This is a genomic window from Phaeobacter inhibens DSM 16374, from assembly GCF_000473105.1.
GTDB lineage: Bacteria > Pseudomonadota > Alphaproteobacteria > Rhodobacterales > Rhodobacteraceae > Phaeobacter > Phaeobacter inhibens.
Map to the genome: position 1 here is coordinate 1 of NZ_AXBB01000007.1, position 24377 is coordinate 24377.

Sequence of the window (24377 nt, forward strand, 5' to 3'; positions counted from 1 at the left end):
CCCGTCCCGGCAGGACAGGACGCCGGACAGGGCACCAACAACGCATTTTGGCCTGCAGATCGACGATCTCAGCGCAGATCAGCCAACGACTCGCTTGACATGATACCGAACGGTTTCATATAAAAGGATACCATAAGGTATCACGAAAGGGAGCACAGACCGCCATGGCTCACGCGCCACCGCACCCGTCGCCGACACAACCGGCCGTTCAGCCGCCAGAACAGATGGCCTTTCGCGCCCTCGCCGATCCGACCCGCCGCCAGATTCTGCGGCTTCTGGCACAGGACAGCCTAACCATCGCCGAGGTGGCCGAAAATTTTCAAATGACCCGTGCGGCGGTGAAAAAACATCTCACCATTCTGGACGAGGGGAATCTGATCTCGGTCCGCACCGAGGGGCGCGCCCGCCTCAATCGCCTCAATCCCGATGGGCTGCGACAGGTGTTCGACTGGTTCGGCTTCTTCGATGCCTTCTGGGACGACCGCCTTGCGACGCTCAAATCCGAAATCGAAAAGGACACCCAATGACCGATACGATCCTGCGCAAATCCATCTACCTTCGGGCTGCCCCGGCCCAGGTCTGGGCCTATCTGACCGAACCGGAGAAACTGGAGATCTGGTTTCACAAGCCCAAGACCCCCCTTGTCGAAGGCCCTTATGAAATGTTCGGCACCGAGAGCGGCAAAAGGCTGATGTGGGGTGAGGTGCATCTGGCCGAGCCTTACACCAGGCTTGAGTACAGTTTCACCATCGCCCCGATGGGCGATCAGACCAGCACCGTATCCTGGACCCTGACGGAGGTGCCCGGCGGCACCAACCTGTCGCTGACCCACACTGGCCTGCCGCAGGGGGTGGAAGCCTTCGATCTGTTGCTGGCATTGGACAAGGGATGGGACGAACATCTGGCCCGCATGCGGACCTCCGCCCACGAGGGCTGACCAGCGAAGAGACATATGGCGATCTGCTCCCGGCGCGCGGCTCGGCGCCGCCGTGGGTGGATCAGCCGATCACCGTGACACCGGGAATGTTGCGGATCAGCTCGACATCCTCGAAATAGCGATCCGTCATCGTATCGACAAAGCCCTGCGACCAGCCGGGCAGATCAATTTCTTCCTCTACCGCATCTTCGGAATGGAAATAGGACAGGAACAGCTCCCGCACCTGATCGCGCTGCGCCTCGCTCAGCTTCGGGCGCGCAGTAAGATACGCCTCCAGCCGCCGGGTCCCCTCCTCCGTCATCGCCTGCCGCAGGATATCTGTCTCACCGGCAAAGCGGTAGCCCGCCCCCTGCCCGGTGACCTGTCCCAGTACCTGCGGCCACACCACCGGGGTTTCTTCATTGCACCAGACGGTGATGCCACACTCCGGATTGGCATTCAGAATATCGCCGACCACCTCGGACCAGCGCAGGGCCATCAGGTCCGTATCCCCTGCAAAATCGTACCAGTCCTTCTGCGTCTGCGCGCCAAAGGCGGTGGGCACCAGCGTCGCCGGGTTGCACAAGCCGAGGAAAAACTCGCAGCGCGTCTGCGGAAACACCGATCGCAGTGCAGCGGTATTGGCCCCGGCATTCTTGTACAGGCGCCCCCCGTTCAGCATCCAGGCCGGCACGCCCAGAATGCTCGACATCGACAGCACCACCCGCGACGCATCCGCCTCGCGCAGCACCCCGTCAAGAAACGCACCGCAGTCTTCCTCGCTGACATCCGCTTTGGCAGCGCGCCCTTTCAGATCGGTCAGCTCCTTCATATAGGTGCCCGGACGCCGCACCAGCACACCCTCCTTCAGCAGCCGCCCCGCATCCTTGCGCAGGGACCAGACCAGCTGATCCTCATCCGTGAACGGCGCGCCGATATGCAGCGCAACGGTCAGCTCTTCCGACCCTTGCGCGGGCGCGGTCGAAAGGCTCTGCTGTTCTGTCATATCCAACTCCGCCCCGGGGCTGTTGCGTGATAGGTGGCACCGGCGCCGTCGTCCCAGCCGAAACTGCGACCGCTGAACCGGAAGACCCACCCCGCAGAATTGCCGCGGTGTTTGTCTTAGTTTTGTCCCAATTTTGTCCTTTCTGTAGCGAGCGCCCGAAAGGAGAGTCAATGCACCGGGGCGCAACCCACGTGTTCAGCGCAGCAGGATCGGCGATCTCCGGCCTATCACCGCCACCGCAGCAACAGGAAAGCCGGGCAGATACCCCGGCTGCTGCCCGTGATTTGGCGTGTGTTAGAGCCTATTTCCGGCCTCTGGGGTGCGGTGCGCCGCATCAGACAGCACCGCCGTCCGCAGCCTAGCCTGCCAACTGCTGCTCTGCGTCCCCATCCTGCTGCGCGACGGACTGCGGAAAGCTGACAGTGAACACCGTGCCACGTGGCTGTGCGGCCGAAACCTGCACCGTCCCGCCCCAGCTCTCCACCGTTTTCTTGATGAAGGCCAACCCCAGCCCGCTGCCCTCGGTCGAGGCAGACAGCCGGTGGAACGGGGCAAAAATCTGCTCGTAGTGCTCTTCGGGAATGCCCGGCCCGTCATCGCACACCGAAAGCATCACCGCGTCGTCTGTGCTCTGCGCGCTGAGAATAATGGTGCCGTGATCCCGGTCGTGGTGCTGCAGCGCATTCACGATCAGATTGCGCATGACCATGTCAAAGGCGATGGGATTGACCCGCAGCCGTGGCATGTCAGGCTCGATAATCACCTCAAAGCCTTCGCGCGGGCCGGCCAGATCCAGTACCTCCTGCAGGCGCGGTGACGGCTCGATCATCTCGGACCGGTGGCTTTCGCTCTGGGTCGTGGAATAGACCAGCAAATCCTGCACCAGCTGCATCATACGATGGGACAGCCGTTCCATCTGTGACCAGTTGTCCTCAATTTCCGGCGGCAGCGAAATCCCCGCCGCCTCCATGTCTTCAGCCATGAATTCAATCAGATTGAGCAGGCTGAACAGCGGCGCCTTCAGATCATGGGCCGTAATGGAGGAGAAGGTGCGCAGATCCTCATTCGCCGCCTCAAGTGAGACCGCCTGCTGCGCGATGGTGTCCTGCTGTTTCTGCAACTGGCTCACATCCACCCGCAGTGATGCGAAATGCCGCGCGCCCAGTTTGACATCACGGGCCTGAAATACCCGGCCATCCTGCGTCCGCACGGTCCGCACCTCTGCCCGGCCACGCCGCATATCCTCGATAAACAGATCGACCTTTTCTAAGATTTCCACATCGCTGAGGTCATTCTGTATGGTGCCATCAACATAAGATTGCACGATCATCTGCCGCATGGTCGCGCCCTTTTTCAGGGCGGGCACCATGCTGGGAAAGATCAGCTCAAACCCGTGGTTCCAGTGTATCGCTTTGAGATTGTCGTCATAAATCACGATTGCAGCGGCCACCTCATCCAGTGCGCCGATCAGCAGCTGGTCACTGGCCCGGTCCCGCGACAGCTCGGCCGAGCGTTTTCGATAATGAAAGAACCAGTAGCCCAGCACCAGGATCGCCGCCAGCATCACCGCCGAAATCAGCAGCCCCCACCGCACCAGCACATTGTCCCAAAGCGTACGCGAGCGACCAAACCAGGTCTGTTCCACTTCGGCCAGATATTCCGACGAAATGCTGCTGTAGATCGCCGCATTCAGCACGGTGCGCAGCGGCTCATTTTCGGCTGCCACCACAAACCCGTAAGGGCTGGTCACCAGGGGCGGATCCAGCGCCACAATCTGGTCTTCAACTTCGGCCATCCGCAGGCGCCGCAGAAAACCGTTATGCGCCGACACCACGGCGTCAATCTCACCGGTCAGCAGGGGCAGGATCAGATCATCGGTGGTGTCAAATTCCACCAGTCTTGTAAAGGGGATCAGCCGCGCACCGGAGACCGCAAAACTGCCGCGCACCACGCCAACCGTGGTGCCGGTGAGATCGCCGAGATTTGCAACCGAGCCATGGCCCCGCACAAAAGCGCGCAGTTCAAAGGCGCCCAGCTTCTCCGTCGCAAGCCCCGCCGCCAGCCGTTCCGGGGTCAGCGCCAGCAGCGAGGTCACATCCGCTGCACCGCTGCGCAGCTCCTCCAGCATGCCGGCCGGGTTCTGGGTGGGCTGAAACAGCACCTCATACCCCGCCGCATCGGCAATCCGGCGCATGATATCAATGGACACCCCCTGCGGCTCTCCCGCACCGTCAGTGAAGGAATAGGGGTGAAACTCCTCATAGGTCATCCGGATGGGCTCCGCCATCGCCACGGTCGCAGCCGCCGAACCTGTCACGAATAGGATCACAAGCAAAATTTGCCTGATCATGAGAGAGTAGAGAGCCTGCAAGTGTGGTCCAGTCATCCGTGCCGCGAGTGACCCCCATCTGGCCAAGAAATGCTAAACCGATCGTTAAAGTTCGGCGGTAGATATAACTTTAAACATTAATCAGCACAAAAAGTGATCCAGGCAGGGAACCATTGCAAGACTTGGGGCGCGAAGCTGATGCTCCGCGCCCCTGAAGGTGATCAGCGGGCCGCAGGGTGCCGCTGATTATCTCTCGCAATCGGATTACTGCTCATAGTCGGGCAGCTGTTCCAGTTCTTCCTTGCTCATCGACACATAGGCGCGCAGGTCGTCGCCCTCATCGGCGCGCAGAATGTCCATCTTGCTCAGCTCCAGCTCGACCGGTTTTTCACCCAGCCCCAGGAAGCCGCCGATATCGGCCACAATCGACTTCACCTTGCCATCGTCAGTCAGATTGATCTGCGACACTTCGCCGATCCATTCATCCTTGCTGTCATAGAGCGGCGCGCCGGTCAGCTCCTCGCTGGTCAGATCAGTGGCCACGACATTGGCAAACCCGTCACGGGCAAAGACGTCTTTGACGGTCTCTTCGGTGTTCTCAGCCAATGCGTCGGCGTCATCCTTGATTTCGCCAGCGGCCGCAGTTGCGTCCTGCTTCATGTCGTCGGTGGCAGCATCCGCCTGGCGGGTCCAGTCATAGGTCGGCGCCTCTTTCAGCACATCAGCCGAAGCTTCCATGACCAGGAAGAAGTCGCTCAGATCTTCGGCGGTGGAGCTGTCGGCGACAAATTTCACCGATTTCATATCCACGGCAACCTGATTTTCGCCCATACCGAGGAAGCCGCCGATATCAACCAGAACGGAGTCCACGGTGCCGTCACGGTTCAGCACCACATCGTTGATCTCGCCGATATCGTCCCATTCCTTCTGCACGCCAGCATATTCAGTTGCATCTTGGCCGCCCTCGGCACGGTAGACGCGCATACCAATGAATTCGGAGGCATGGATCGCCATCGGGTCCGCCTCGGCGCGGAACATATCGCCATGACCGTCAGCCAGAACGGCCGTTGCAGGAGACAGGGCGATTGCGGTGGAGAGAAGCAGATTTTTCATTGTTTTCATCCTCTTGTGCTGTCAGCGATATCGTTGCTGTTACTGGTGGGATAACTCGACCAGCGTAATATTAGTTCCCAGTGACACTGATTTTTTCGACCGGTGGCGGGACAGCTGTTGCGCCTGCTGCGGATCAACCAATGATCAGAACACCGCCACTCTGCCGGATTGCGCTGCTTGCTTGGCGATGGATATGCGGGCGGTTTCCGCCCCCCGTGCGGCTCTGATCGACACAGGGGGCGTAGTGAGCGTGAGGGGCGGGCCTGATATGCTTATACGTGTGTATCTGCGTCTGCGAACCGCGACGTAAGCCATCCGCCGCTGTTAGCTCAGCCGCGCCTCGATCAGCGCAAGCAGCGCCTCCACCTGATCGGGGTCTAGGCTGCGGCCCTTCAGATCAATCCGCACTGCTGTTGGGGCGACTTCTGCCGACAGATCGCCACCGGAGGCCAGTCGCCGCGCCGCCAGTCGGGTGACCTGACGCGGGCGACCGCCACGCGGTTTGATTTCAGCCGCTGGACCCGCATCTGCCAGCACGGTCTCCAGCAACCGCCACTCGGCCCGCTCATCCACCGGATCCGCCCCGGCCAGCGCCGTGCGCAAGGCCCCCTGCCCGCCCGAGCGCAGCGCCGCCGCCAGTTTCAGCCCGGCCTTCTCCGACAGCGCATTGGGATAGCGCAGCAGATCGCCCAGCCCCTCATGCACGGCGGCAAAGCTGCGCACCTTGGAGCGTTTCGCCTTGGAAGCCGCGCCGAACAGCGCATCCACCGCCGCCTCGACCGAGGCAAACACCCCCTGCCCCGCCACCAGCACCGCAATGCGTCCGCGTTCATAGGGCGTCAGATTGGCGCGCAGCTCGTTTTCCTCGATCATCGCCACATAGGCGCCCGCGCTGTCCGCGCCCCGCCGCAGAAACGCCGGGATCTCGACAAAGCCGTCTTCGCTCCGGTTCAGCCGCGCATAGGCTTCCAGGCGGCGAAAGCCCGACACCAGACCGTAGCCATCCTCCAGCGCAATCACCTCAACCGGGCTGCGCAGACCATGGGCGCGGATGGAGCTGATCAACTCGTCCAGCTCTTCCTCATCGATCTGCATCCGGTCGCGGCGCAGATAGTCGCGGTCAATCTCTGCCAGCGGGATGCGCAACACGGTTTCACCGGCATCCTCTGCCGCGCGCCAGCGTTCGGCGTCCGCCTTGTCACGCGCCATCTCAACCCTGTCCGCCACCGCCGCCATGCCATGCAACTGCGCCGCCTCGGCCGAGACTTTGGCGATCGGCGGCGCACTGGCGGGAACGCCACCGGGCGACGGGTCAAAGGGGTTGATGCCGGGTTTCGTCGCGAAACCCTCCTCAATGGCTTCGATCTCGGATGCGTCGGGGGCGCTCAGCCGTCTGCGTTTTGCCATGTTACTCCGCCTCTTCCATCTGGGTGTCACGCCACCAGCTGCCGATGAGCAGCTCTTTGAACTCCGCATAGGTCCGATCAAAGGTTTCGCGACCGCGTACATAGGTATCGCGGTTGAAGTCGCGATAGTCTGCTTCGTAGATCCCATTCACCTGTTCTCCCGCCTGCCCAACAAGGGCGGTGACATCCTGACGGTAGGCGTTCATGAAATCTCCGAAATAGGCCTGGATCACATTCGCCATGTCCGTCTGCTGACTGGCGTCAAAGCGCGTGATCAGCGCCCTTACTACATCCCATTCAAATTTAATTTCCGGCAAACCCGCCGCGCGCTGCGCCATATTCTCGCCCTCCTCGATGGAGGCGAAGGTGGAATAAAGCATGTCGAAAAACCGCCCCGTCGAGTCAAACTCCAGAAACGACGCCCCCAGCGGCACCAGCAGGATATCTGCTGCCGCCAGCGCATTGATGGTCAGATAGCCAAGCGCCGGGGGCGTGTCGAGAAAGACGATATCGTAGTCGTCCAGAATACCCTCCTGCTCAAGGAAATTGCTCAGCGCATCCCACAGCGGCCAGCTGCGCAGCCCCATGCGCCAGACTGGGATCTGGAACTCTGCCCAATACAGGTTCAGCTGCGCGCCGATCAGATCAATGTTCGACCAATGAGTTTTCTGGATGACGTTTCGCGACGAAACCCGCAGCGCCTCGTTCAATGTCTCATCCAGCGGCAGTTCCGGCTCTCCGGCGGCGGCGCGCACGGCGTTCTCCGCGACCACGGATTTGGCATAATCCTTGGCGATCAGGGGAAAGACGGTGGACCATTCGTCCTCTACCGTGCCGCCAAGGATGGAGGTCATCGACCCCTGGCTGTCTAGATCAATGACCAGCACCTTGTAGCCATCCAGCGCGGCTGACATCGCCAGATGCGCCGCCGTCGAGGTCTTGCCAACGCCGCCTTTGAAATTGGCAACCGCCGTCACCTTCGCCGGCACGCCCTTGGGGCGGTAGGGCAGGTATTCCTTGGTTGAGATCCCTTCGGAGGCGAAATGCTGTCGCAGCGCCAACACTTCCTCCAGCGTGAACCATTTGGAGCCGCCTTCACCCTCGCCTTGGGGCAGGTCGGGATGGTTCTTCAACACGCGGCGCAGGTGCTGCGGTGCCACAGGGATCAGGTACCGGGTGATCTCCCAGGTCGAGAATTTGCGCAGCCGCTTTTCGCCGTTTGGCGCATAGCCGCGCCGGGCCAGATCTTCGCGGCCCTTGCTGCACATGGCAGCCGCCTTGGCAAAGCGGGTGGTCTGGATCGGATCCGGCAGCTTGGCCGCGGCCTGCTCCGGGTCCAGATTGAAATACGGGGGCAAGGTGGGAGAGGTCATGAAGGTGCTCGATCTCTGTGCATAATTTATGCTGGGTCTGGGCGCGTGTTTTCTATTTTCGCTTATATGCCAGAGAATAGGGAACATCTTCTGCGCTGCATAGGTGGGATGGACCCCAAGCGCGAATTTTTCCAGGTGCCTTATCAGCACAGAGGGAGGTTTCGTCGCGAAACGTTCCTGTTTCCCCTCCAAAACTCAAAAATAGATCACAGCTAAACGTTTATATTTTTTAGAATCTTTAGAATCTTTGCTGTGGATTAGCTTCCTGAATACAGTCACTTACTCCAGTTTGGGGACCCGATTCCGGGTTCATTGGCACCCAGATACGGGATAACAGGGACCCGCCAACGGGATAACAGGGCCCTGAAAGCGGGGCAAAAGGCGCCGATTCTCGGGATGGCGCTTCCCGACCATCCGGTCTGCCTGGGCCTGCAATCCACTCAGATCTGACCCCATGATAGACCGCTACAGGAGCGCAATACAGAGCCTGTAGCGCCATTTTTGACACTGATTGAGCAAAATACGTGGTGCGCACTGGGCGCGCGCTCAGCGGCTCTGCGGCGCAACACCCGGCGGGATTATGCGATGCTTGGGACTGCGCTGCGATTCGCAAGCGGGACGCCTGATCCATCCGGCGTCCCGTGAACGGGTACCTTTTAGCCGGCGCCCGCCGCGCGTGCCAGTTCCGATGCAGACTGGGGTGGCTTTGTAAAAGGAACCCGTGCGCGGTTGTCGCTTGGGTTCCTTTTGTGGCAGGATATGGCGCAAAAGAGAGCGATGATGACAGGCAGTGATTCCATGGCAGAGCCCGGCTTTGACGAAGAGCGGCTGACCGGCGCGTTGACCCGCGAAACGGTGAAGAAGAATGTCGCCGCGATCCATATCAGCGGCAAGCTGACGCTGCTGCAGCGCAAGCTGTCGAATGTGCTGCTGCTCAATGCCTATGACACGCTGACCTCGGCGCGCAGCCATACGATTGACGCGCGCACTCTGGCGATGATGGTCGGGTATAACTCCAACGATATAGATAGCCTGCGCGCCAGCCTCCGGGCGCTGGCGGAGACCGTCGCGGAATGGGATATGCTGGATGAGCAGGGCCATCAGGAATGGGGCGTTTCCTCGCTGCTCAGTTTTGCCAAGCTGAAGAACGGCGTCTGCGAATATGCCTATTCGCCAGAGCTGGCCAAGAAACTGCATGACCCCAAGATTTTTGCCCTGATCAACGTCAAGATTCAGCGCAACTTCAGTTCCGGTCACGGGCTGGCGCTCTATGAGAATTGTTACCGGTTTGTGCGCACTGGCTCCACCGGCTGGTGGGGGTTGGATATCTTTCGCAAGCTGATGGGGGTTGATGGCTCCGCCTATTACGAGAGTTTCAAACATCTCAACGCCAAGATCATCAAACCGGCGGTGGCCGAGGTCAATAAATCCTCCGACATCATCATCGAACCGCAGACCCGCAAGAAAGGCCGCGCGGTCAGCGAAATCCGCTTTCTGATCCGTGAAAATCCGCAGATGGCGATGTTCCAGATCGACGACAGTGACGGTCTGCGCCAGCAACCGGTCTATAAGGCGCTGCGCGGGCAGGGGGTCTCAGACCGTCTGGCGCGGCAGTGGATCACCGAACACGGGCCGGATTACGTTCAGCAGAAACTGGATTACGTGGCCGGGCAGGGGGCGGTGAAATCACCGCTTGGCTATCTGCGCGCGGCGATTGACGGTGATTACAGCCTGTCGCCGGATGGACCAGTCGCGCCGCCGATTTCAGCTGAGGAAGAGGCCCGCATTCGTGAGGCGCAGGCGCGCCGCGAGGCCGACGCCGCAGCCGAGGCCGCGGCCTTTGACGCGCGCGCCGCCGCGCGTCGCGACCGTGCCCGGCATCTGGATATCGTCGAAACTCTGGTTTCGCGGCGAAACCCGACCCAGCGCGACGCCGACAAACGGCTGTTCCTGTCGGGGCTGGACAGCGATCTGGACCGCGAGCATTTCCGCCAGCACGGCTGGCGTTCGGCGCTGAATGCCGGGGCGATCATCGCCTTCTGGCAGGAGCTGGAGCCGGAGGCTTTTGACAGCTAGGGCTGTCGTCCCGGTCGCATTGACCTGCGCGACCCACGCCTTAGGTCGAGCAGGGCGGCAGCGGGATCCGACCAGCTGCCGCAACCGGGAACAAGGGCCGCAGCACGATGACCTCTTCACCAGATGAGACCAAGCTGGATCACATAGGGCCGGATGAAATACGGCCAGTGTCCGGGCAACCCATAGCGGCGGACGCACGCGCGGTTGCCGTGCCCAGTGGGCGTGTCTCGCGGTTGGCGCGGATGGGTGGGTTGGCCGCGCAGGTTGCGGGCAGCGCCGTGGTTGGCGGGGTGCAGGCGCTGTCGCAGGGGCACCGCCCACAGCTGCGCGATCTGCTGCTGACACCCGCCAACGCCCGCCGCCTGACGGCCGAACTGGCGCGGATGCGCGGCGCGGCGATGAAGCTGGGTCAGCTGATGTCGATGGAGAGCGGCGCGCTGCTGCCGCAGGAGCTGTCGCAGATCCTGTCCCGGCTGCGGGCGGAGGCGGATTTCATGCCGCCAAAACAGCTGCGTCAGGTGCTGGATGCGGCCTGGGGCGAGGGCTGGCGGCGCCAGTTCTCACGGTTCGATGTGCGCCCGATGGCGGCGGCCTCGATCGGGCAGGTCCACCGCGCGCAGCTGCGCGATGGTCGCGATCTGGCGATCAAGGTGCAATATCCCGGTGTTGCGCGCAGCATTGACAGCGATGTCGCCAATCTGGGCAGCCTGCTGCGGGCCTCGCGGCTGTTGCCCAGGGGGTTTGACATCGCCCCCTATCTGGAGGAAGCGCGGCGGCAGCTGCATGAGGAAGTCGACTATGCGCGGGAGGGGCGCTGTCTGGCAGAATTTGCCGCGCAGCTGGAGGATCAGCCGCGGTTTCTGGTGCCGGAGTTCCATCCCGACTGGTCCACGGGCGCGGTTCTGGCCATGTCCTATGCCAGGGGGCGCCCGGTTGAAGATGCGCAGACGGCCCCGCAGGAGGTGCGCGACCGGGTGATGCGGGATCTGATGGCGCTGATGCTGCAGGAGCTGTTTGAGTTTGGCCTGATGCAGAGTGATCCGAATTTTGCCAACTACCTGTTTGATCGGGAGAGCGCGGCCATCGTTCTTCTGGATTTCGGCGCAACGCGCCAGCTCGCGCCGCAGGTGGTGGCGCAGTATCGCGCGCTGCTGCGCGCGGGGATGAGCGGCGATGCGGCGGCGCTGACCGCAGCCGCCGCAGATCTGGGGCTGGTTGCGCCGGATGGGATGGCGGATGCGGGGACGATGCGCGCCGACCACCAGCGGCGCGTGTTGGTGATGATCACGCAGGTGTTTGACGTGCTGCGCACGTCTGAGAGCTACGATTTCGCCGATCCCAGTCTGCTGCAACAGATGCAGGCGGAAGGCCTGGCTCTGGCGGAAGAGGGCATGGTGCCCCCTGCGGTGCCGATGGATGTGCTGTTCATCCAGCGCAAGCTGGCGGGCATGGTGCTGCTGGCTGGCCGACTTGGCGCGCGGGTGCCGGTGCGGGCGCTGCTGTCCCCCTATCTGGAGGACACCTGACAGCGCCGGTTAGGCCAGCACCCGGATATAGCCTGCAAGCCCGGTTTTCTGATGTTCGATCACATGGCAATGAAACGCCCAGTCCCCCGGATTATCGGCGACCAGTGCCACCTCGATGATCTCGTCCCGCAGCAGCAGCGCGGTGTCGGTCCAGTTCGACGGCAGCCTGCGCTTGTTGGAGCGCAGCGGGCGGAACACCAGACCATGCAGGTGGATCGGATGGGCGTTGGGGCTTTCATTGCGCAGCCGCAGGATCACGCTTTCGCCGCGGTTCAGCACCGCCAGCGGGCCGGCGCCGGGGGTATCCGGGTCGGCGGCATCGCCGGGCCAGGGTTTGCGGTTGATCGACCAGAACGTATAGCCCAGCGAGCCGCAATAGCCGTTTTGCGGCGCGCCGCCTTCGGGCGTCCAGCCAAACACCAGATCCTCCACCCGCGCATTGGCGAGATCGGGTTCCGGCACGTTATTGGCGGGCAGGGGTGGCAGCTCGGCCAGCTCCCGCCCAAGGTTGGGACCGATGGCGCGGATCCGGGCCAGACGGCGGGGGCCGCCGGGAAAGGCGGTCATCACGTCAACATAAGCGCCTTCGATACGGGGCATCTGCACCGCGATATCCAGACGTTGGCCGGGTGACAGTAGGGCAGGGGCCTTATCGGTAGGCCAGTCGATGGCCTCGCGCAGCGGGTGGCCATCAGCGGCGATCACCTGACCGGGGACGCCTGTCACATAGGGTTTGTAAATCCGCGCGGTATCGGTGGCCGCCAGTCGTAGTCGCACCAACCCGCCGGTGGGCGCCTCATAGATCGGATCGCTGTCCCAATTGGCGGTTATGATGGTGCCAAAGGTGCCGGAGCGTGCGGCCCCGCGCGCGGTCCAGAGCTTGAGCCATTCGCCACTGGGGCGCAGTCGGAAATCCCGCAGGTTCAGGGCAATATCGGCGTCAAATCCGGGGTCTTCCGCCTCTTCCACCACCAGCACGCCGGTCAGCCCCATGGCCATCTGGTTCATCGTCATGCAGTGCGGGTGATACCAATAGGTGCCCGCGTCCATCGGGGTGAAGTGGTAGTCGAAACTCTCCCCCTCGCCGATGGGGAACTGGGTCAGATAGGGCACCCCGTCCATGGCATTGTCGAGCCGGATGCCGTGCCAGTGCATCGCCGTGTAATCGGGCAGGGTATTGGTGACCCGCGCGGCAAAGGGCTGGCCTTGTTTTAGGCGAATAACCGGCGGCGGCCCGTCAGGGCGGGTCGAGATCAGGTCATCAGTGGGCTGATCGGCGATGGCGTAGCGGGCACGCTGGATGTGGAGTGGCAGGGGCGTCGCAGAAGATTGGGCGCTGGTCTTCGCCTTGGCCGGGGTGGTGAGCTGCGCGCCCGCCAGCCCGAACGATGCCAGTGCTCCGGCGCTGCCCCCGAGTTGCAGCGCGCGGCGTCGGTTGAGGCGGATGGGGCAGGTGTGCGAGGTCATGAGATCACCGGTGTCTGGTCAGCTGTTGGCGGGGCAGGGGAGTGGCTGCCGTGGCTGTTGCGCAGCAGGCTAGCGGCTTTGCCCGGTGGGGGTAAGATCCGGCGCGCAGTCTGCGACGGAATACCCCGGTTTCTAAGGGGCCACGAGCGATCCGCGGGCCGTGCGCAGAACCGCCCCGATTTTGCGGAAGAGATCGGCGCGCACGCTGGTGGGCCGCCAGGCCAGGGTGACGCGCCGGGGGCAGGCATCGGCCAAGGGCGTCATCACCACATCCTGACCCGCTGCCACCCCGGCATCAATCGCCAGATCAGGCAAGAGCGTGATCCCCAACCCCTCGCTCACCATGGAAATCAGGGTGGAGAGCGAGGTGGCGGCAAAGCTTTCGTCCTGCTGGATATCCCGCTCGGGAAAGGCGCTGAGCGCGTGGCGGTGCAGGCAGTGGCCCTGCTCCAGCAGCATGAGCTGTCGCCCGTCCAGATCCGCGCCGCGCAGGCCCACATCGGGCTGGCTGGGACGCGGAGAGAGCGGGCTGACCGCAGGCGGGGCGGCCAGATGATAGCCATCGTCAAACAGATGCAGCGTGTCCAGCCCGGCAGGCGCATAGGGTTCGGCATAGATCACCAGATCCAACCGCCCGCTGTGGACGCCCTCCAGCAGCTGGCCGGTCATTTCCTCGCGCAGGTAGAGTTGCAGATCGGGAAAGCTGGATTTCAACGCAGGCATGGCGCGCGGGATCAGAAAGGGGCCGATGGTCGGGATTGCGCCCATCCTCAGAGTGCCGCCCTCGGGGCTGGCCTGTGCGGCGGCCAGTTCCTCAATCTCTCGGCTGTCCTGCAACAGCTTGCGCGCGCGTTCCGCGATTTCAGCCCCCACCGGGGTCAGGATGACCGAGCGTTTGGTGCGCTCTGCCAGGGTGACGCCCAGCCGGTCTTCCAGCTCTTTTAATCCGACGCTGAGGGTGGGCTGGCTGACATAGCATCTCTCTGCCGCGCGGGAAAAATTCAGCTCATCCGCGACGGCCACAAGGAAGCGCAGCTGCCGGAGGGTGAGGCTGGTGTTATAGGGTGCGTCTATCATGTTGCAGTTTTTAATCCGGTTTTACGAGGGCAGGCAAGCGGTGCCGATCAGGTTCTCACCCCGACTCAGATGGCATGTGCTAGGGTGGACGACAGCAGGGGACGGGGATTTGGTAATAGCTATTTTCTATATAAGAAATCCTGATTTATCATTTCTGATAATCACACCCCCCTGTTAGCCTTTGCCCGAGAGATCCGGTCCCAGCGTTCTGCCAGGGGGATACAACCGGCTCATCATGATCCAAGATCCAGGAGAGACAACATGCAGCAAGGTGACGGACACACAGGCGGAAAATGCCCGGTTCTGCACGGAAGCAACACAAACACCAGCGCGGGTGTGGCGGATTGGTGGCCCAATGCGCTGAACCTCGACATTCTGCACCAGCACGACCGGATGACCGATCCGATGGCGGAGGGGTTTGACTATCGCGAGGCAGTAAAATCGCTGGATGTTGAGGCACTTAAGGCTGATCTGACCGCGCTGATGACCGACAGCCAAAGCTGGTGGCCCGCCGATTGGGGCAGCTATGCGGGTCTGATGGTGCGGATGGCCTGGCATTCGGCCGGCACCTATCGCGCGGCGGATGGCCGGGGTGGGGCGACCACCGGAAACCAGCGTTTTGCACCGCTGAATTCCTGGCCGGATAACGTCAATCTGGACAAGGCGCGCCGTCTGCTGTGGCCGATCAAACAGAAATACGGCAACAGCCTGTCCTGGGCCGATCTGATCGCACTGGCGGGCAATATTGCTTATGAGTCCGTTGGCTTGCCAACCTATGGCTTCTCCTTTGGCCGCGAGGATATCTGGTCGCCGGAGAAGGACGTCTACTGGGGCGCGGAAAAGGAATGGCTGGCTGCCGGGCGCTATGAGGATGGCGCGGATCGTGACTCGCTTTCCAACCCGCTGGCGGCCGTACAGATGGGTCTGATCTATGTGAATCCCGAAGGTGTCGGCGGGGAACCGGATCCGCTGCGCACGGCGCAGGATGTGCGGATCACCTTTGAGCGCATGGCGATGAACGACGAGGAAACCGTGGCGCTGACCGCAGGGGGCCACACCATCGGCAAAGCCCACGGCAATGGCCGCGCCGATGCGATCGGGGCTGATCCCGAAGGTGGCGGACTGGCCGAACAGGGTCTGGGCTGGAGCAACAGCAACGGCACCGGCCATGGGCGTGACACCATGTCCAGCGGCATTGAAGGCGCCTGGACCACCAACCCGACCAAATGGGACAACGGCTATTTCTACCTGCTGTTCACCTATGACTGGGAGTTGAAGAAAAGCCCGGCAGGCGCCTGGCAGTGGGAGCCGGTCAATATCAAGGAAGAGGACAAGCCGGTGGATGTGGAGGATCCCTCGATCCGTCACAACCCGATCATGACCGATGCGGATATGGCGATGATCAAGGACCCGGAATATCGTAAGATCTCCGAACGGTTCTACAAGGATCCGGCCTATTTTGCGGATGTGTTCGCCCGCGCCTGGTTCAAGCTGCTGCACCGCGATATGGGGCCGCGCAATCGCTACATCGGCCCGGAATCGCCGCAGGAGGATCTGATCTGGCAGGACAATATCCCTGCAGGCAGCACCAGCTATGACGTGGCCGCGACCAAGCAGCTGCTGCGCAACTGCGGTCTGTCGCAGGCCGATATGATCGCCACCGCCTGGGACAGCGCGCGGACCTTCCGTGGATCTGACCTGCGCGGCGGGGCCAATGGCGCCCGCATCCGTCTGGCACCGCAAAAGGATTGGGTTGGCAATGAACCGGAGCGTCTGGCGACGGTGCTGAGCAGCTATGAGGTGATCGCCGAACAGACCGGTGCAAGCCTGGCCGATGTGATCGTGCTGGGGGGGGCTGTCGCTATTGAGGCCGCCGCCGAGGCTGCCGGTTTCGCCGCCGAGGTGCCCTTTGCGCCCGGTCGCGGCGATGCCAGTGCCGAGCAGACCGATGTTGCCTCTTTTGCGGTGCTGGAACCGGTGCATGATGCCTTCCGCAACTGGTTGCAGGGTGATTTCGCCGCCTCAGCGGTGGAGATGATGCTGGACCGGGCCCATTTGATGGGGCTGACGGCGCAGGAGATGACCGTGTTGCTAGGCGGATTGCGGGTGCTGGGCGTCAACCATGGCGGCAGCAAGCACGGGGTTTTCACCAACCGCGAAGGCGCGCTGAGCACCGATTTCTTCGTCAACCTGCTGGACATGGGCAATGTCTGGCGCGCGGCGGGCGATGAGGTCTATGAGGTGGCCGACCGGCAGAGCGGTGATGTCAAATGGACCGCCACCAATGTAGATCTGGTATTCGGCTCCAACTCCATCCTGCGCGCCTATGCCGAGGTCTATGCCCAGGACGACAACCGCGAGAAATTCGTCGAAGATTTCATCGCCGCCTGGACCAAGGTGATGACCGCCGACCGCTTCGATCTGCACTGATCGCCGCAGACACAACGCAACCCCGTCCGGCAGTTGATGCCGGGCGGGGTTTTTATTCCGGAATAAAAAGCACGGGCGCCGAGAATAAACTGAGACCCTGACGCGTAACCCTTAGGTGAGCGGCCCGGCATGGGCAGCCCGGTCAAACCTGAGGAGTAGCTTGAGATGAAATTATTTGCTGTTGTTGCCGCCGGACTTATCCTGACGGCCTGTGATGATGCCTATGCGGCTGGCCATTCCGCTGAGCCGCTGCTCGCGGAAAACGGGATGTCGCTCTATACGTTCGACAAGGACAAGAAGAATACATCCGTCTGTTATGACACCTGTGCGGTGAAATGGCCGCCTTATCTGGTGGGGCAGAGCACTGGTGCAAAGGATGGTCTGACAAAGATCAAGCGCAAAGATGGCGCGATGCAATGGGCCAAGGATGGCGCGCCGCTATATTTCTGGCAGGGCGACAAGGCGCCGGGTGATACCAGCGGTGACGGTGTCGGGGGTGTCTGGCATCTGGCCCACTGAGGCCATGATGACAACGGGTGCGGCGAAACCTGTCGTCGTGCCCGCGGCAGTCCTTTATGTTTGACAGGACGTCACGCCGTAATGTGATTTCCTCGTTTCTGTTCGATAGCCAGGCCCAGATGTCCCCTGACGAATTCAAATCCGAAATGATTGGCCTGCTGCCCCGGCTGCGGCGCTTTGCGCTGAGCCTGACACGCTCGGGTGCGGATGCGGATGACCTGCTGCAGGAAGCCTGTGCACTGGCCTTGCAGAAATGGCAGCAGTACGATCCTGCGCAACCGTTGGATCGCTGGATGTTTCGGGTGTTGCGCAATCTTTGGATCAGCGAGATCCGCAAGCGTCGGGTGCGACAGGGGGCCGGTGTGGTTCCGGTGGAAGAGGCCAGGGAACTGGCCGTTTCGGGGGTGTCCGGTGCAGATGTTGCGGAGACAACCCTGACAGCGCGACAGGTGCAGAGCCGTATCGCCGATCTAGACCCGGCGCTGGCGCAGCCTCTGCTGCTGGTCTGTGCCGAAGGCTACAGTTACCGAGAGGTGTCGGAGCTGCTGGATGTGCCCATCGGAACGGTGATGAGCCGGATCCACCGTGCCCGCAAACTGTTGATTTCCAGCCTGTCTCCTCAAGAGGTCGCCGAGCTATGATGGATCTATCGGAAAAACTCAGCGCCTATCTGGACGGGGAGCTGTCGGCGGATGCCGCGGCAGAGATTGAGGCGCTGTTGGCGCAGGACGCGGCTACGCAGGCTGAATTTGATGCGTTGCTGGAGGCGGATGCGCTGGCGCAAAGCGGATTTGACGCGGTTTTGCGCGATCCGGTGCCCTTGTCACTGGCGCAGTCCATCCGCGCCGCGCCCATGCCCATGCCTAGGCCTCAGGAGCCTGTGCCCGGTACAGGGGCGGATGATACGGAGGGGCCCTTGGCGCCGGGCTGGCGATACGCTTTGCCGCTGCGGTCCGGTCTTGCGGCTGGATTGGCTGTTTTTGTCCTTGGCGGGATCGGGGGCTACTGGTTGAAGGACGTCGCCGCACCTGCTGTGATGACACCCACGCAGTCAGCTTCGGCGGGTTGGCTGTCGGATATTGCCGATTACCATGCGATCTACGCCAGAGAGACGCGCCATCTGGTGGAGGTGCCTGCTACTGAGGCGGATCATCTGCGGAGCTGGCTGACCAAGACGGTTGAGGTCACCTTTGCCATACCGGACCTGTCGGCGTTCGGGCTGACATTTGAGGGCGGGCGCCTGCTGGTGGCCAATGGTGCGCCAGTGGGTCAGCTGATGTACCGGGGGGCTGATGGCACGGTGATTGCCCTGTGCCTTCAGGATGGTGCGATGCCTCAGGAGGATGGGTTTGCCGCCCGGACCCTGCGCGGGTTTGATTTCATCAGCTGGAACGGCGAGGGCGGTAAGTTTGTTCTGATTGGTCCCGAAGGTCAGCCCGGTCTGGCGGACATCGCCAGGGCGGCGGCGCAGGGGGTTGCGATCTGATGATGCGCATCCGCGTGCCGTCTCTCTGTACACATGTCACGTCTGAGACGTCGGATCGGCGCCGTTATCGCGGTCCAATAGCGGTGTCAGTACCGGGGCAGGGGCCTCAATCAGGTCACTGAGACGATATGCCATCAGCACCTCTGTAAACGCCTGCGCTGCCTCGCACAGGACGCCTTTCAGACGGCAGTTTCCGACCAGAAGGCAGCTGCTGCAGTCGACGATTTCCATCGGTTCATTCATCGCATGGACAATGTCTCCGACGCGAATCTCTGACGGCTCCCGACCGATCTGTACCCCGCCGGAGCGGCCGCGAATGCTATGGACATAGCCGTGACGGACCAGCTCGCTGATGATCTTCATGACCGAGCTGGCAGGCAGCTGGTGCATGCGGCTCAATGTCTCAATTTCAAACTGCTGATCGGGCCGTGTAGCCAATAAAATAAGGAGCCTGAGGGCATAGTCTGTTTTCAGATTGAGCTTCATTTTCGGCTCCGGATGGCGGGGTCTGCAGGGGTTTAATATTCATTCTGGTTGAATGTTTGTATAGCGCAAATATACATTCACTTGAGATGAATGTTTTAAAGCCGCCCGGACGTCCCGGATTTGGCAAATGCAGAGAAGGATTAGACCTATGGCACAGCCCCTGTCAGAGCAGAGCAAGGCGATTGTGACCGCAACCGTTCCCGCGCTGGAGGCCCACGGCGGCGCCATCGTGGCGGAGATGTATACCCGCCTGTTGGCGGATGAGGATATCAAGGCGCTGTTTAACCAGTCGCACCAGCAGGGCGACTCCAGCCAGCACGCGGCGCTGGCCAATGCGATCCTCGGCTATGCCCGCAATATCGATAATCTGGGCGCGCTGCGGAGCGTGGTGGAGCGGATCGTCAACAAACATGTCAGTCTGCAGATCAAGCCTGAACACTACACCCATGTGGCCACCGCACTGCTGGGCGCAATCGAGGCGGTGCTGGGGCAGGCCGCAAGCCGCGAGGTGCTGGATGCATGGGGCGAGGCCTATTGGTTCCTGGCAAACCTGCTGATCGAGGCAGAGCGCAAGATGTATGACGACATCGCAAATGCCGAAGGCGGTTGGAAGGGCTGGCGTGATTTTGTCATCGTCGGCATCATAGGCGAAAGCGCCTCGGTCAAATCCTTCGTGTTGCGCCCAGTGGATGGCGGGCCGGTTCTGCGGCATCAGCCGGGACAGTATCTGGCCTTTGATTTCGACCACCCGGACACCGGCAAGGCGCGGCGCAACTACTCGATCTCCTGTGCGCCCAATGGCGAATACTACCGGATCTCCGTTAAGCGAGAGCCAGGCGGTGTGATCAGTGGCTGGCTGCATGAGGTGGCGACCGAGGGCACTGTGCTACGGGTTGCCGCCCCGGCGGGGGATTTTGTGCTGAAGGACCGGCCAGAGGGCGAAGTGGTGCTGCTGTCTGCCGGGGTCGGGCTGACGCCGATGGTTGCCATGCTGGAAACACTGGCGGCCAATGATCGCAGCGCCACCTACCTTCATGCGGCGGTTGATGGTGACAATCTGGCTATGGAGGGTCTCAGCAAATCCTTGGCCAAGCGGAGTGTGATCTTCCTGGAAACCCCGAGCGACGCGGACCGTGCGGCGGCACGCTATGATGTCGAGGGGCGGATTACCCCGGACTGGCTGGCCGCGAACACCAATACGGCGCTGTCCGATTACTACATCTGCGGTCCCAAAGGGTTCATGGCGATGGCCATCGCAGGTCTGCGGGCGGCGAATGTCGATATGGATCGGATCCATTTCGAGTTCTTCGGCCCGGCCGAGGATCTGGGCGTCGCCTGAAGCGCAGATGGCCGTGGCGGGGAACCGCTGCGGCCATCTTGTCGTGCAGACCTTATGCGCAGGAACAGACAGCCGCGCGGCGGCTGGTTGGCCGCGTCAGTCCAGTCGCAGCCGGAGGGTGGCGTAGATCAGCAACAGCAGGCAGCAGCCTGCGGCGATCAGGAATGGCATCCGCAGGGCAAGATCGCGGCCCAGATCGGTTTCCATCAAGGCCACCACTGTGCCACCGGCCAACGCGCCCAGAGGCATCGATCCCCAGCCAAAGCAGCGGTAGATACTGTTGACCCGGCCCAGGAGCTCGGAGGGGATGCGGCGCTGCCGCCAGGACACAGTGATCACATTCCAGACCATGGCCGCCGTCATCACGCCAAACATCGCCAGCGCCATGACAACACCGCTGCTGCTGATCCCGATCAGCGCATAGCCGACCGCCCAGCCTGCAATCGACAGATAAAGACAGGGCTGCACCCCGATCAGACGACTGAGGCGCGGTGCAATCAGGCTGCCGGTTACGGCCCCCAGAGCGGCAACCGACAGGACAAACCCGTATTCGGTCGCGCTGAGGCCGAGGACCTCCTGCGCGAAGAGCACCTGAACGGTGATGGTTGCAGTGGCGAGGAAGTTGGCGATGCCGAGCACGATCGCCAGACGCAACAGCAGGGTATCGCTGCGCATGAAGCGGATGCCCTGCATCAGCGCCTTGCGAAACCCTTGCTGTACCGGGGCGCGGGGCGACAGGCTGATCAGCCAGACAAAGCCCGCGGCCAGAACCAGCGCCACCACATCAAGCCCAAAGGGAATGGCAATGCCGGCCGCAATCAGCAGGCCTGCCAGAGGCGGGCCGATGAACTGGCCGGTCAGCTGCTCGGCCGTCCACATCTGGCCATTCGCCGCCTCAAGATCGGTGGTGGCGACGATATCGGGGAGGATGGTCTGGGCGGCATTGTCGCGGATCACCTCCGCCGCCCCCAGCACAAAGGCCAGCCCGGCCAGCGCCCAGATTGCCCCCGGCACCGGTTCGCTGAGCGCTAGCATCAGGATCGCCAGAACGATCACCGCGCGCAACAGATCGGCGCGGGCGATCAGCTTGCGCCGGTCTGTCATATCCGCGATTACCCCGGCCGGCAGCGCAAAGAACAACCACGGCAGCCGCCCGGCAGCGGCCACAGCGGCAATGGCCACCGGATCGCGGGTCATCAGCGTGGCCAGCCAGGGCAGCGCCAACAGGATGAAACCATCCCCCAGATTGGTCAGCGCCCCGGCGGTGAACAACAGGCGATAATTGCGATTTCTGAGCAGAAGAGGGGCGGCCATCGGTGCCTCCGGTTATGCGGCTGATCTGATGCTAGCGCCTGCGTGTTGGGCTGTCACGGGGCGTCGGCCTAGGGTCAAGATTCACAGCCGGTAGATGGCTCATGCCGCGAGAACGAGTGTTGATAGGAGTACCTAGGGCGCCTGTTGTCGCGTGTCGCGATGTGGCTCCAGACCTTGGTCTGGTTGCAGCATCGCTACTTTTTATGTTCTGATATGACGAGGTATAGCAAGTAGATAGGTCCACCAAGGAGCATGCTGTGTACACCTAATTCTAGACCTACAAGCATCTCCTCCTCTGGTATCCAGTATTTTACGATAACAAAAATAGGGTATAATCCAAGAAACGGCTTAAATTTTTTGTTGTTCAATATCAAAGAACTATTCAATTTAGAACGTGATGGAGGGTGGTATTAACACCATTCGGAAATGTCACAGGGTTTGCAAAGCAGAAGTGTCACCACAAGGCGCGACGGTAGCAAGGCACCATGACCAAGATGTAAGCCGATACGCTCCTAAGGTGCGAGACCGTCTGGCGCAGCGGACGAGCGCCCGCCCTGTTCCGACGCTGCACCAGTTGATTGATGGCTGCCAGGCTCGCTGGGAGAAGAGGTAATCCGCGTTCACGCGCAGGATCACTACGTGGAAATCGTGACAACCGCCGGGTGGGATCTGGTGATGCTGAAATTTTCTGATTGCGTTGAAAAACTCAAACCGCTGGAGGGGGTCCAATGCCATCGTTCCCGCTGGGTACGTCTCAAACACTGCCGTTGGATTTCGTCCTGCGGCAGTGCTTATGTCTGTGAGATGAGCAACGGCGACGCGGTACCCGTCAGCCGTCGGAGATATGCGCTGGTGCGTGAGTGGCTCAACCGCGCAAGCCGCCCCACCTGACGGTCATTCCTTGTTGAGGTTGGTCGGCGGTCAAAGCATGTGTGATGTGCTGTCGCTGTATTCTTAACATAATCCACATTACAGTATAATGTTGCAGGCCGGTGGCCCCACTCCCGTCATGCGGGGTGGGCGACCAGTTTCAGTTCCAGAAATTCCTCGATGCCATAGGTGCCGCCTTCGCGGCCGATGCCGGATTTCTTGGTGCCGCCGAAGGGGCTGCCGGGGGCGAGGTCGGCGCCGTTGACGAAGACCATGCCGCAGTCCAGCTGCCGGATCACTGCGGACTGGATGGCGGGGTCATTGGAATAGACGTAGCCGGCCAGCCCGAACTCACTGTCATTGGCCATCGCGATGGCGTCGTCGAGATCTTCGAAGGGTTGCAGCACGATCACCGGGCCAAAGATCTCCTGCCGCACAACCTCGGCTTTGCGCGCGACATCCGCCAGGATCGTCGGTTTGACGAAATAGCCGGTTTCCATGCCGTCGGGGCGCCCCGCGCCACCGCAAAGCACCGTGGCCCCGGCAGCCATCGCCCCGTGCAACAGGGTCTGGATGTGGTCGAACTGTCGGCCATTGGCCACCGGCCCGAGGTGATCGCCGGACTGGGCGGGATCCCCCAGAGCCCAGAGTGCGGCGGCACGCTGCGCGGCCTCTTTGGCGGCGGGGTAGGCGCTGGCTTCAATCAGGATGCGGGTTGGTGCATTGCAGTTCTGCCCGGAGTTGGGAAAGGTCTTGGCAAGGATTTTCTCCATGGCCTGATCCAGATCGGCATCCTCGAACACCAGACAGGGGGATTTACCGCCCATCTCCAGCGCGCAGCGGGCACCACGGCGGACCGCGCTGGCGCCGATCTCCAGCCCCGCGCGGGTCGAACCGGTGAAGGACATCACCGCCACATCGGGATGATCGGTGAGCTGCGCCCCGACCGAGGCCCCATCGCCGTTGATCAGGTTGAAGGCACCGGGCGGCAGGCCAGCGGCGTCCAGAATTTCGGCAAAGATCCGGGCGTTGAGCGGCGTATGCTCGCTGGGTTTCAGGACGACAGGACAGCCGGCCGCGAGGGCTGCAAAGACCTTGAGGCTGATCTGGTGGATCGGCCAGTTCCAGGGGGTGATCAGCCCGGCGACGCCGGTGGGCTGTCGGATCAGGTGATCGCCGTTTGGCAGTGTTTCGGCAAAGTCAAACCCGCGCAGGGCATCAAGGGTGGCATCCAGCTGGATCAGGAAGGTTTCGGCCTGCGCGTTGCGGGACAGATCAATCGGCGCCCCCATCTCCAGCGAAATCGCCTGCGCGAGGTCTTTCCGGCGGCTGTCAAAACCGGCTCTGATCCGCTCCAACAGGACGACTCGGTTGTCTTTGCTGCCAAGTGCTTCCGCCAGATGGGCGCGTTTGGCCGCCGCCACAGCGGCCTCCACATCCGCAGGACCGGCGTGATGCAGCATGGCCACTGGCGTCTCGGTGGCAGGGTTGATGACGGGGCTGCACTGGGTGCCGGTTACTGGTGTCCAGCGGCCATCTATATAGCTGTGGGTCAGATCGGAGGGGGAATATGTCATGGGAAAAGCCTCGGGTTGGATCGAATGGGGTGATGACATGGCGCCGGGCGCGCACAGGTGCGGGATC

General features: G+C 61.9%; 20 protein-coding genes. 10 read left to right on the forward strand and 10 right to left on the reverse strand.

The genetic code is table 11. From position 1 onward, the window contains the following. The first annotated feature begins 164 nt into the window (after window positions 1-164). The gene (locus tag INHI_RS0102995) at window positions 165-527 is read left to right on the forward strand and encodes an ArsR/SmtB family transcription factor (RefSeq protein WP_027246664.1); all 363 of its coding nucleotides are present in this window, start codon (window positions 165-167) and stop codon (window positions 525-527) included. Then, window positions 524-937 (forward strand): SRPBCC family protein, encoded by a 414-nt coding sequence (locus INHI_RS0103000; protein ID WP_014889479.1) that lies wholly within the window; start codon window positions 524-526, stop codon window positions 935-937. The genes INHI_RS0102995 and INHI_RS0103000 overlap by 4 nt, the downstream gene beginning before the upstream one ends. Before the next feature lie 61 nt (window positions 938-998). Here the strand turns inward: INHI_RS0103000 and INHI_RS0103005 are convergent, their stop codons facing one another. From INHI_RS0103005 to INHI_RS0103025, 5 genes are all read right to left on the reverse strand, one after another. After that, window positions 999-1922, reverse strand: coding sequence for a hypothetical protein (locus INHI_RS0103005; protein WP_036766864.1), 924 nt, complete (start codon window positions 1920-1922; stop codon window positions 999-1001). Between the two features lie 358 nt (window positions 1923-2280). Continuing rightward, a complete protein-coding gene (locus tag INHI_RS0103010) occupies window positions 2281-4239 on the reverse strand; it encodes an ATP-binding protein (protein ID WP_254656827.1) in 1959 nt (652 codons plus the stop codon). 276 nt (window positions 4240-4515) lie between these two features. Then, the gene (locus tag INHI_RS0103015; protein ID WP_027246667.1) at window positions 4516-5364 is read right to left on the reverse strand and encodes a PRC-barrel domain-containing protein; all 849 of its coding nucleotides are present in this window, start codon (window positions 5362-5364) and stop codon (window positions 4516-4518) included. 324 nt (window positions 5365-5688) lie between these two features. Continuing rightward, window positions 5689-6771, reverse strand: coding sequence for a ParB/RepB/Spo0J family partition protein (locus INHI_RS0103020; RefSeq protein ID WP_027246668.1), 1083 nt, complete (start codon window positions 6769-6771; stop codon window positions 5689-5691). A gap of 1 nt (window position 6772) precedes the next feature. Next, entirely contained in the window at window positions 6773-8143 is a 1371-nt protein-coding gene (locus INHI_RS0103025) for an AAA family ATPase (RefSeq protein WP_027246669.1), read from the reverse strand. A gap of 798 nt (window positions 8144-8941) precedes the next feature. Between INHI_RS0103025 and INHI_RS0103030 the strand changes: the two genes are divergently transcribed. Together INHI_RS0103030 and INHI_RS0103035 are read left to right on the forward strand one after the other, a co-directional pair. Beyond that, window positions 8942-10219, forward strand: coding sequence for a replication initiation protein (locus INHI_RS0103030; protein ID WP_036766877.1), 1278 nt, complete (start codon window positions 8942-8944; stop codon window positions 10217-10219). A gap of 107 nt (window positions 10220-10326) precedes the next feature. Next, a complete protein-coding gene (locus tag INHI_RS0103035) occupies window positions 10327-11745 on the forward strand; it encodes an ABC1 kinase family protein (RefSeq protein WP_027246671.1) in 1419 nt (472 codons plus the stop codon). 9 nt (window positions 11746-11754) lie between these two features. Here the strand turns inward: INHI_RS0103035 and INHI_RS0103040 are convergent, their stop codons facing one another. Further along, window positions 11755-13212, reverse strand: coding sequence for a multicopper oxidase family protein (locus INHI_RS0103040; RefSeq protein WP_027246672.1), 1458 nt, complete (start codon window positions 13210-13212; stop codon window positions 11755-11757). 132 nt (window positions 13213-13344) lie between these two features. Beyond that, window positions 13345-14289, reverse strand: coding sequence for a hydrogen peroxide-inducible genes activator (locus INHI_RS0103045; RefSeq protein ID WP_027246673.1), 945 nt, complete (start codon window positions 14287-14289; stop codon window positions 13345-13347). Between the two features lie 261 nt (window positions 14290-14550). On the opposite strand from INHI_RS0103045, the gene katG reads away from it, so the two are divergent. The 4 genes from katG (at window position 14551) to INHI_RS0103065 (ending at window position 18724) form a co-directional block, all read left to right on the forward strand. Beyond that, window positions 14551-16719 (forward strand): catalase/peroxidase HPI, encoded by a 2169-nt coding sequence (gene katG, locus INHI_RS0103050; protein WP_027246674.1) that lies wholly within the window; start codon window positions 14551-14553, stop codon window positions 16717-16719. Between the two features lie 165 nt (window positions 16720-16884). Next, window positions 16885-17238 (forward strand): COG4315 family predicted lipoprotein, encoded by a 354-nt coding sequence (locus INHI_RS0103055; RefSeq protein WP_027246675.1) that lies wholly within the window; start codon window positions 16885-16887, stop codon window positions 17236-17238. A gap of 56 nt (window positions 17239-17294) precedes the next feature. Then, window positions 17295-17879 carry an RNA polymerase sigma factor gene (locus INHI_RS0103060; RefSeq protein WP_254656828.1) on the forward strand — a complete coding sequence of 195 codons (585 nt, stop codon included), beginning with the start codon at window positions 17295-17297 and terminating at the stop codon, window positions 17877-17879. Further along, window positions 17876-18724 carry an anti-sigma factor family protein gene (locus INHI_RS0103065; protein WP_027246677.1) on the forward strand — a complete coding sequence of 283 codons (849 nt, stop codon included), beginning with the start codon at window positions 17876-17878 and terminating at the stop codon, window positions 18722-18724. Before INHI_RS0103060 ends, INHI_RS0103065 begins: the two co-directional genes overlap by 4 nt. A gap of 36 nt (window positions 18725-18760) precedes the next feature. Here INHI_RS0103065 and INHI_RS0103070 read toward each other — a convergent pair whose 3' ends face one another. Further along, entirely contained in the window at window positions 18761-19210 is a 450-nt protein-coding gene (locus tag INHI_RS0103070; RefSeq protein WP_027246678.1) for an RrF2 family transcriptional regulator, read from the reverse strand. A gap of 148 nt (window positions 19211-19358) precedes the next feature. Between INHI_RS0103070 and hmpA the strand changes: the two genes are divergently transcribed. Next, window positions 19359-20549 carry an NO-inducible flavohemoprotein gene (gene hmpA / locus INHI_RS0103075; RefSeq protein WP_027246679.1) on the forward strand — a complete coding sequence of 397 codons (1191 nt, stop codon included), beginning with the start codon at window positions 19359-19361 and terminating at the stop codon, window positions 20547-20549. A gap of 96 nt (window positions 20550-20645) precedes the next feature. Here the strand turns inward: hmpA and INHI_RS0103080 are convergent, their stop codons facing one another. After that, window positions 20646-21863: an MFS transporter gene (locus INHI_RS0103080; RefSeq protein ID WP_027246680.1), complete on the reverse strand. Its 1218-nt coding sequence runs from the start codon at window positions 21861-21863 to the stop codon at window positions 20646-20648. Between the two features lie 612 nt (window positions 21864-22475). On the opposite strand from INHI_RS0103080, the gene INHI_RS0103085 reads away from it, so the two are divergent. After that, the gene (locus INHI_RS0103085) at window positions 22476-22754 is read left to right on the forward strand and encodes a LytTR family DNA-binding domain-containing protein (RefSeq protein ID WP_275937427.1); all 279 of its coding nucleotides are present in this window, start codon (window positions 22476-22478) and stop codon (window positions 22752-22754) included. A gap of 116 nt (window positions 22755-22870) precedes the next feature. Here the strand turns inward: INHI_RS0103085 and INHI_RS0103090 are convergent, their stop codons facing one another. Then, window positions 22871-24310 carry an aldehyde dehydrogenase family protein gene (locus INHI_RS0103090; RefSeq protein WP_027246682.1) on the reverse strand — a complete coding sequence of 480 codons (1440 nt, stop codon included), beginning with the start codon at window positions 24308-24310 and terminating at the stop codon, window positions 22871-22873. Between the last annotated feature and the right edge of the window lie 67 nt (window positions 24311-24377).

Bases quoted from the DNA above. Each gene is read 5' to 3' on its own strand.
- INHI_RS0102995 (WP_027246664.1), top strand. From the start codon at position 165: ATGGCTCACGCGCCACCGCACCCGTCGCCGACACAACCGGCCGTTCAG.
- INHI_RS0103000 (WP_014889479.1), top strand. From the start codon at position 524: ATGACCGATACGATCCTGCGCAAATCCATCTACCTTCGGGCTGCCCCG.
- INHI_RS0103005 (WP_036766864.1), bottom strand. From the start codon at position 1,922: ATGACAGAACAGCAGAGCCTTTCGACCGCGCCCGCGCAAGGGTCGGAA.
- INHI_RS0103015 (WP_027246667.1), bottom strand. From the start codon at position 5,364: ATGAAAAATCTGCTTCTCTCCACCGCAATCGCCCTGTCTCCTGCAACG.
- INHI_RS0103020 (WP_027246668.1), bottom strand. From the start codon at position 6,771: ATGGCAAAACGCAGACGGCTGAGCGCCCCCGACGCATCCGAGATCGAA.
- INHI_RS0103025 (WP_027246669.1), bottom strand. From the start codon at position 8,143: ATGACCTCTCCCACCTTGCCCCCGTATTTCAATCTGGACCCGGAGCAG.
- INHI_RS0103030 (WP_036766877.1), top strand. From the start codon at position 8,942: ATGGCAGAGCCCGGCTTTGACGAAGAGCGGCTGACCGGCGCGTTGACC.
- INHI_RS0103035 (WP_027246671.1), top strand. From the start codon at position 10,327: ATGACCTCTTCACCAGATGAGACCAAGCTGGATCACATAGGGCCGGAT.
- INHI_RS0103040 (WP_027246672.1), bottom strand. From the start codon at position 13,212: ATGACCTCGCACACCTGCCCCATCCGCCTCAACCGACGCCGCGCGCTG.
- INHI_RS0103045 (WP_027246673.1), bottom strand. From the start codon at position 14,289: ATGATAGACGCACCCTATAACACCAGCCTCACCCTCCGGCAGCTGCGC.
- katG (WP_027246674.1), top strand. From the start codon at position 14,551: ATGCAGCAAGGTGACGGACACACAGGCGGAAAATGCCCGGTTCTGCAC.
- INHI_RS0103055 (WP_027246675.1), top strand. From the start codon at position 16,885: ATGAAATTATTTGCTGTTGTTGCCGCCGGACTTATCCTGACGGCCTGT.
- INHI_RS0103060 (WP_254656828.1), top strand. From the start codon at position 17,295: ATGTTTGACAGGACGTCACGCCGTAATGTGATTTCCTCGTTTCTGTTC.
- INHI_RS0103065 (WP_027246677.1), top strand. From the start codon at position 17,876: ATGATGGATCTATCGGAAAAACTCAGCGCCTATCTGGACGGGGAGCTG.
- INHI_RS0103070 (WP_027246678.1), bottom strand. From the start codon at position 19,210: ATGAAGCTCAATCTGAAAACAGACTATGCCCTCAGGCTCCTTATTTTA.
- hmpA (WP_027246679.1), top strand. From the start codon at position 19,359: ATGGCACAGCCCCTGTCAGAGCAGAGCAAGGCGATTGTGACCGCAACC.
- INHI_RS0103080 (WP_027246680.1), bottom strand. From the start codon at position 21,863: ATGGCCGCCCCTCTTCTGCTCAGAAATCGCAATTATCGCCTGTTGTTC.
- INHI_RS0103090 (WP_027246682.1), bottom strand. From the start codon at position 24,310: ATGACATATTCCCCCTCCGATCTGACCCACAGCTATATAGATGGCCGC.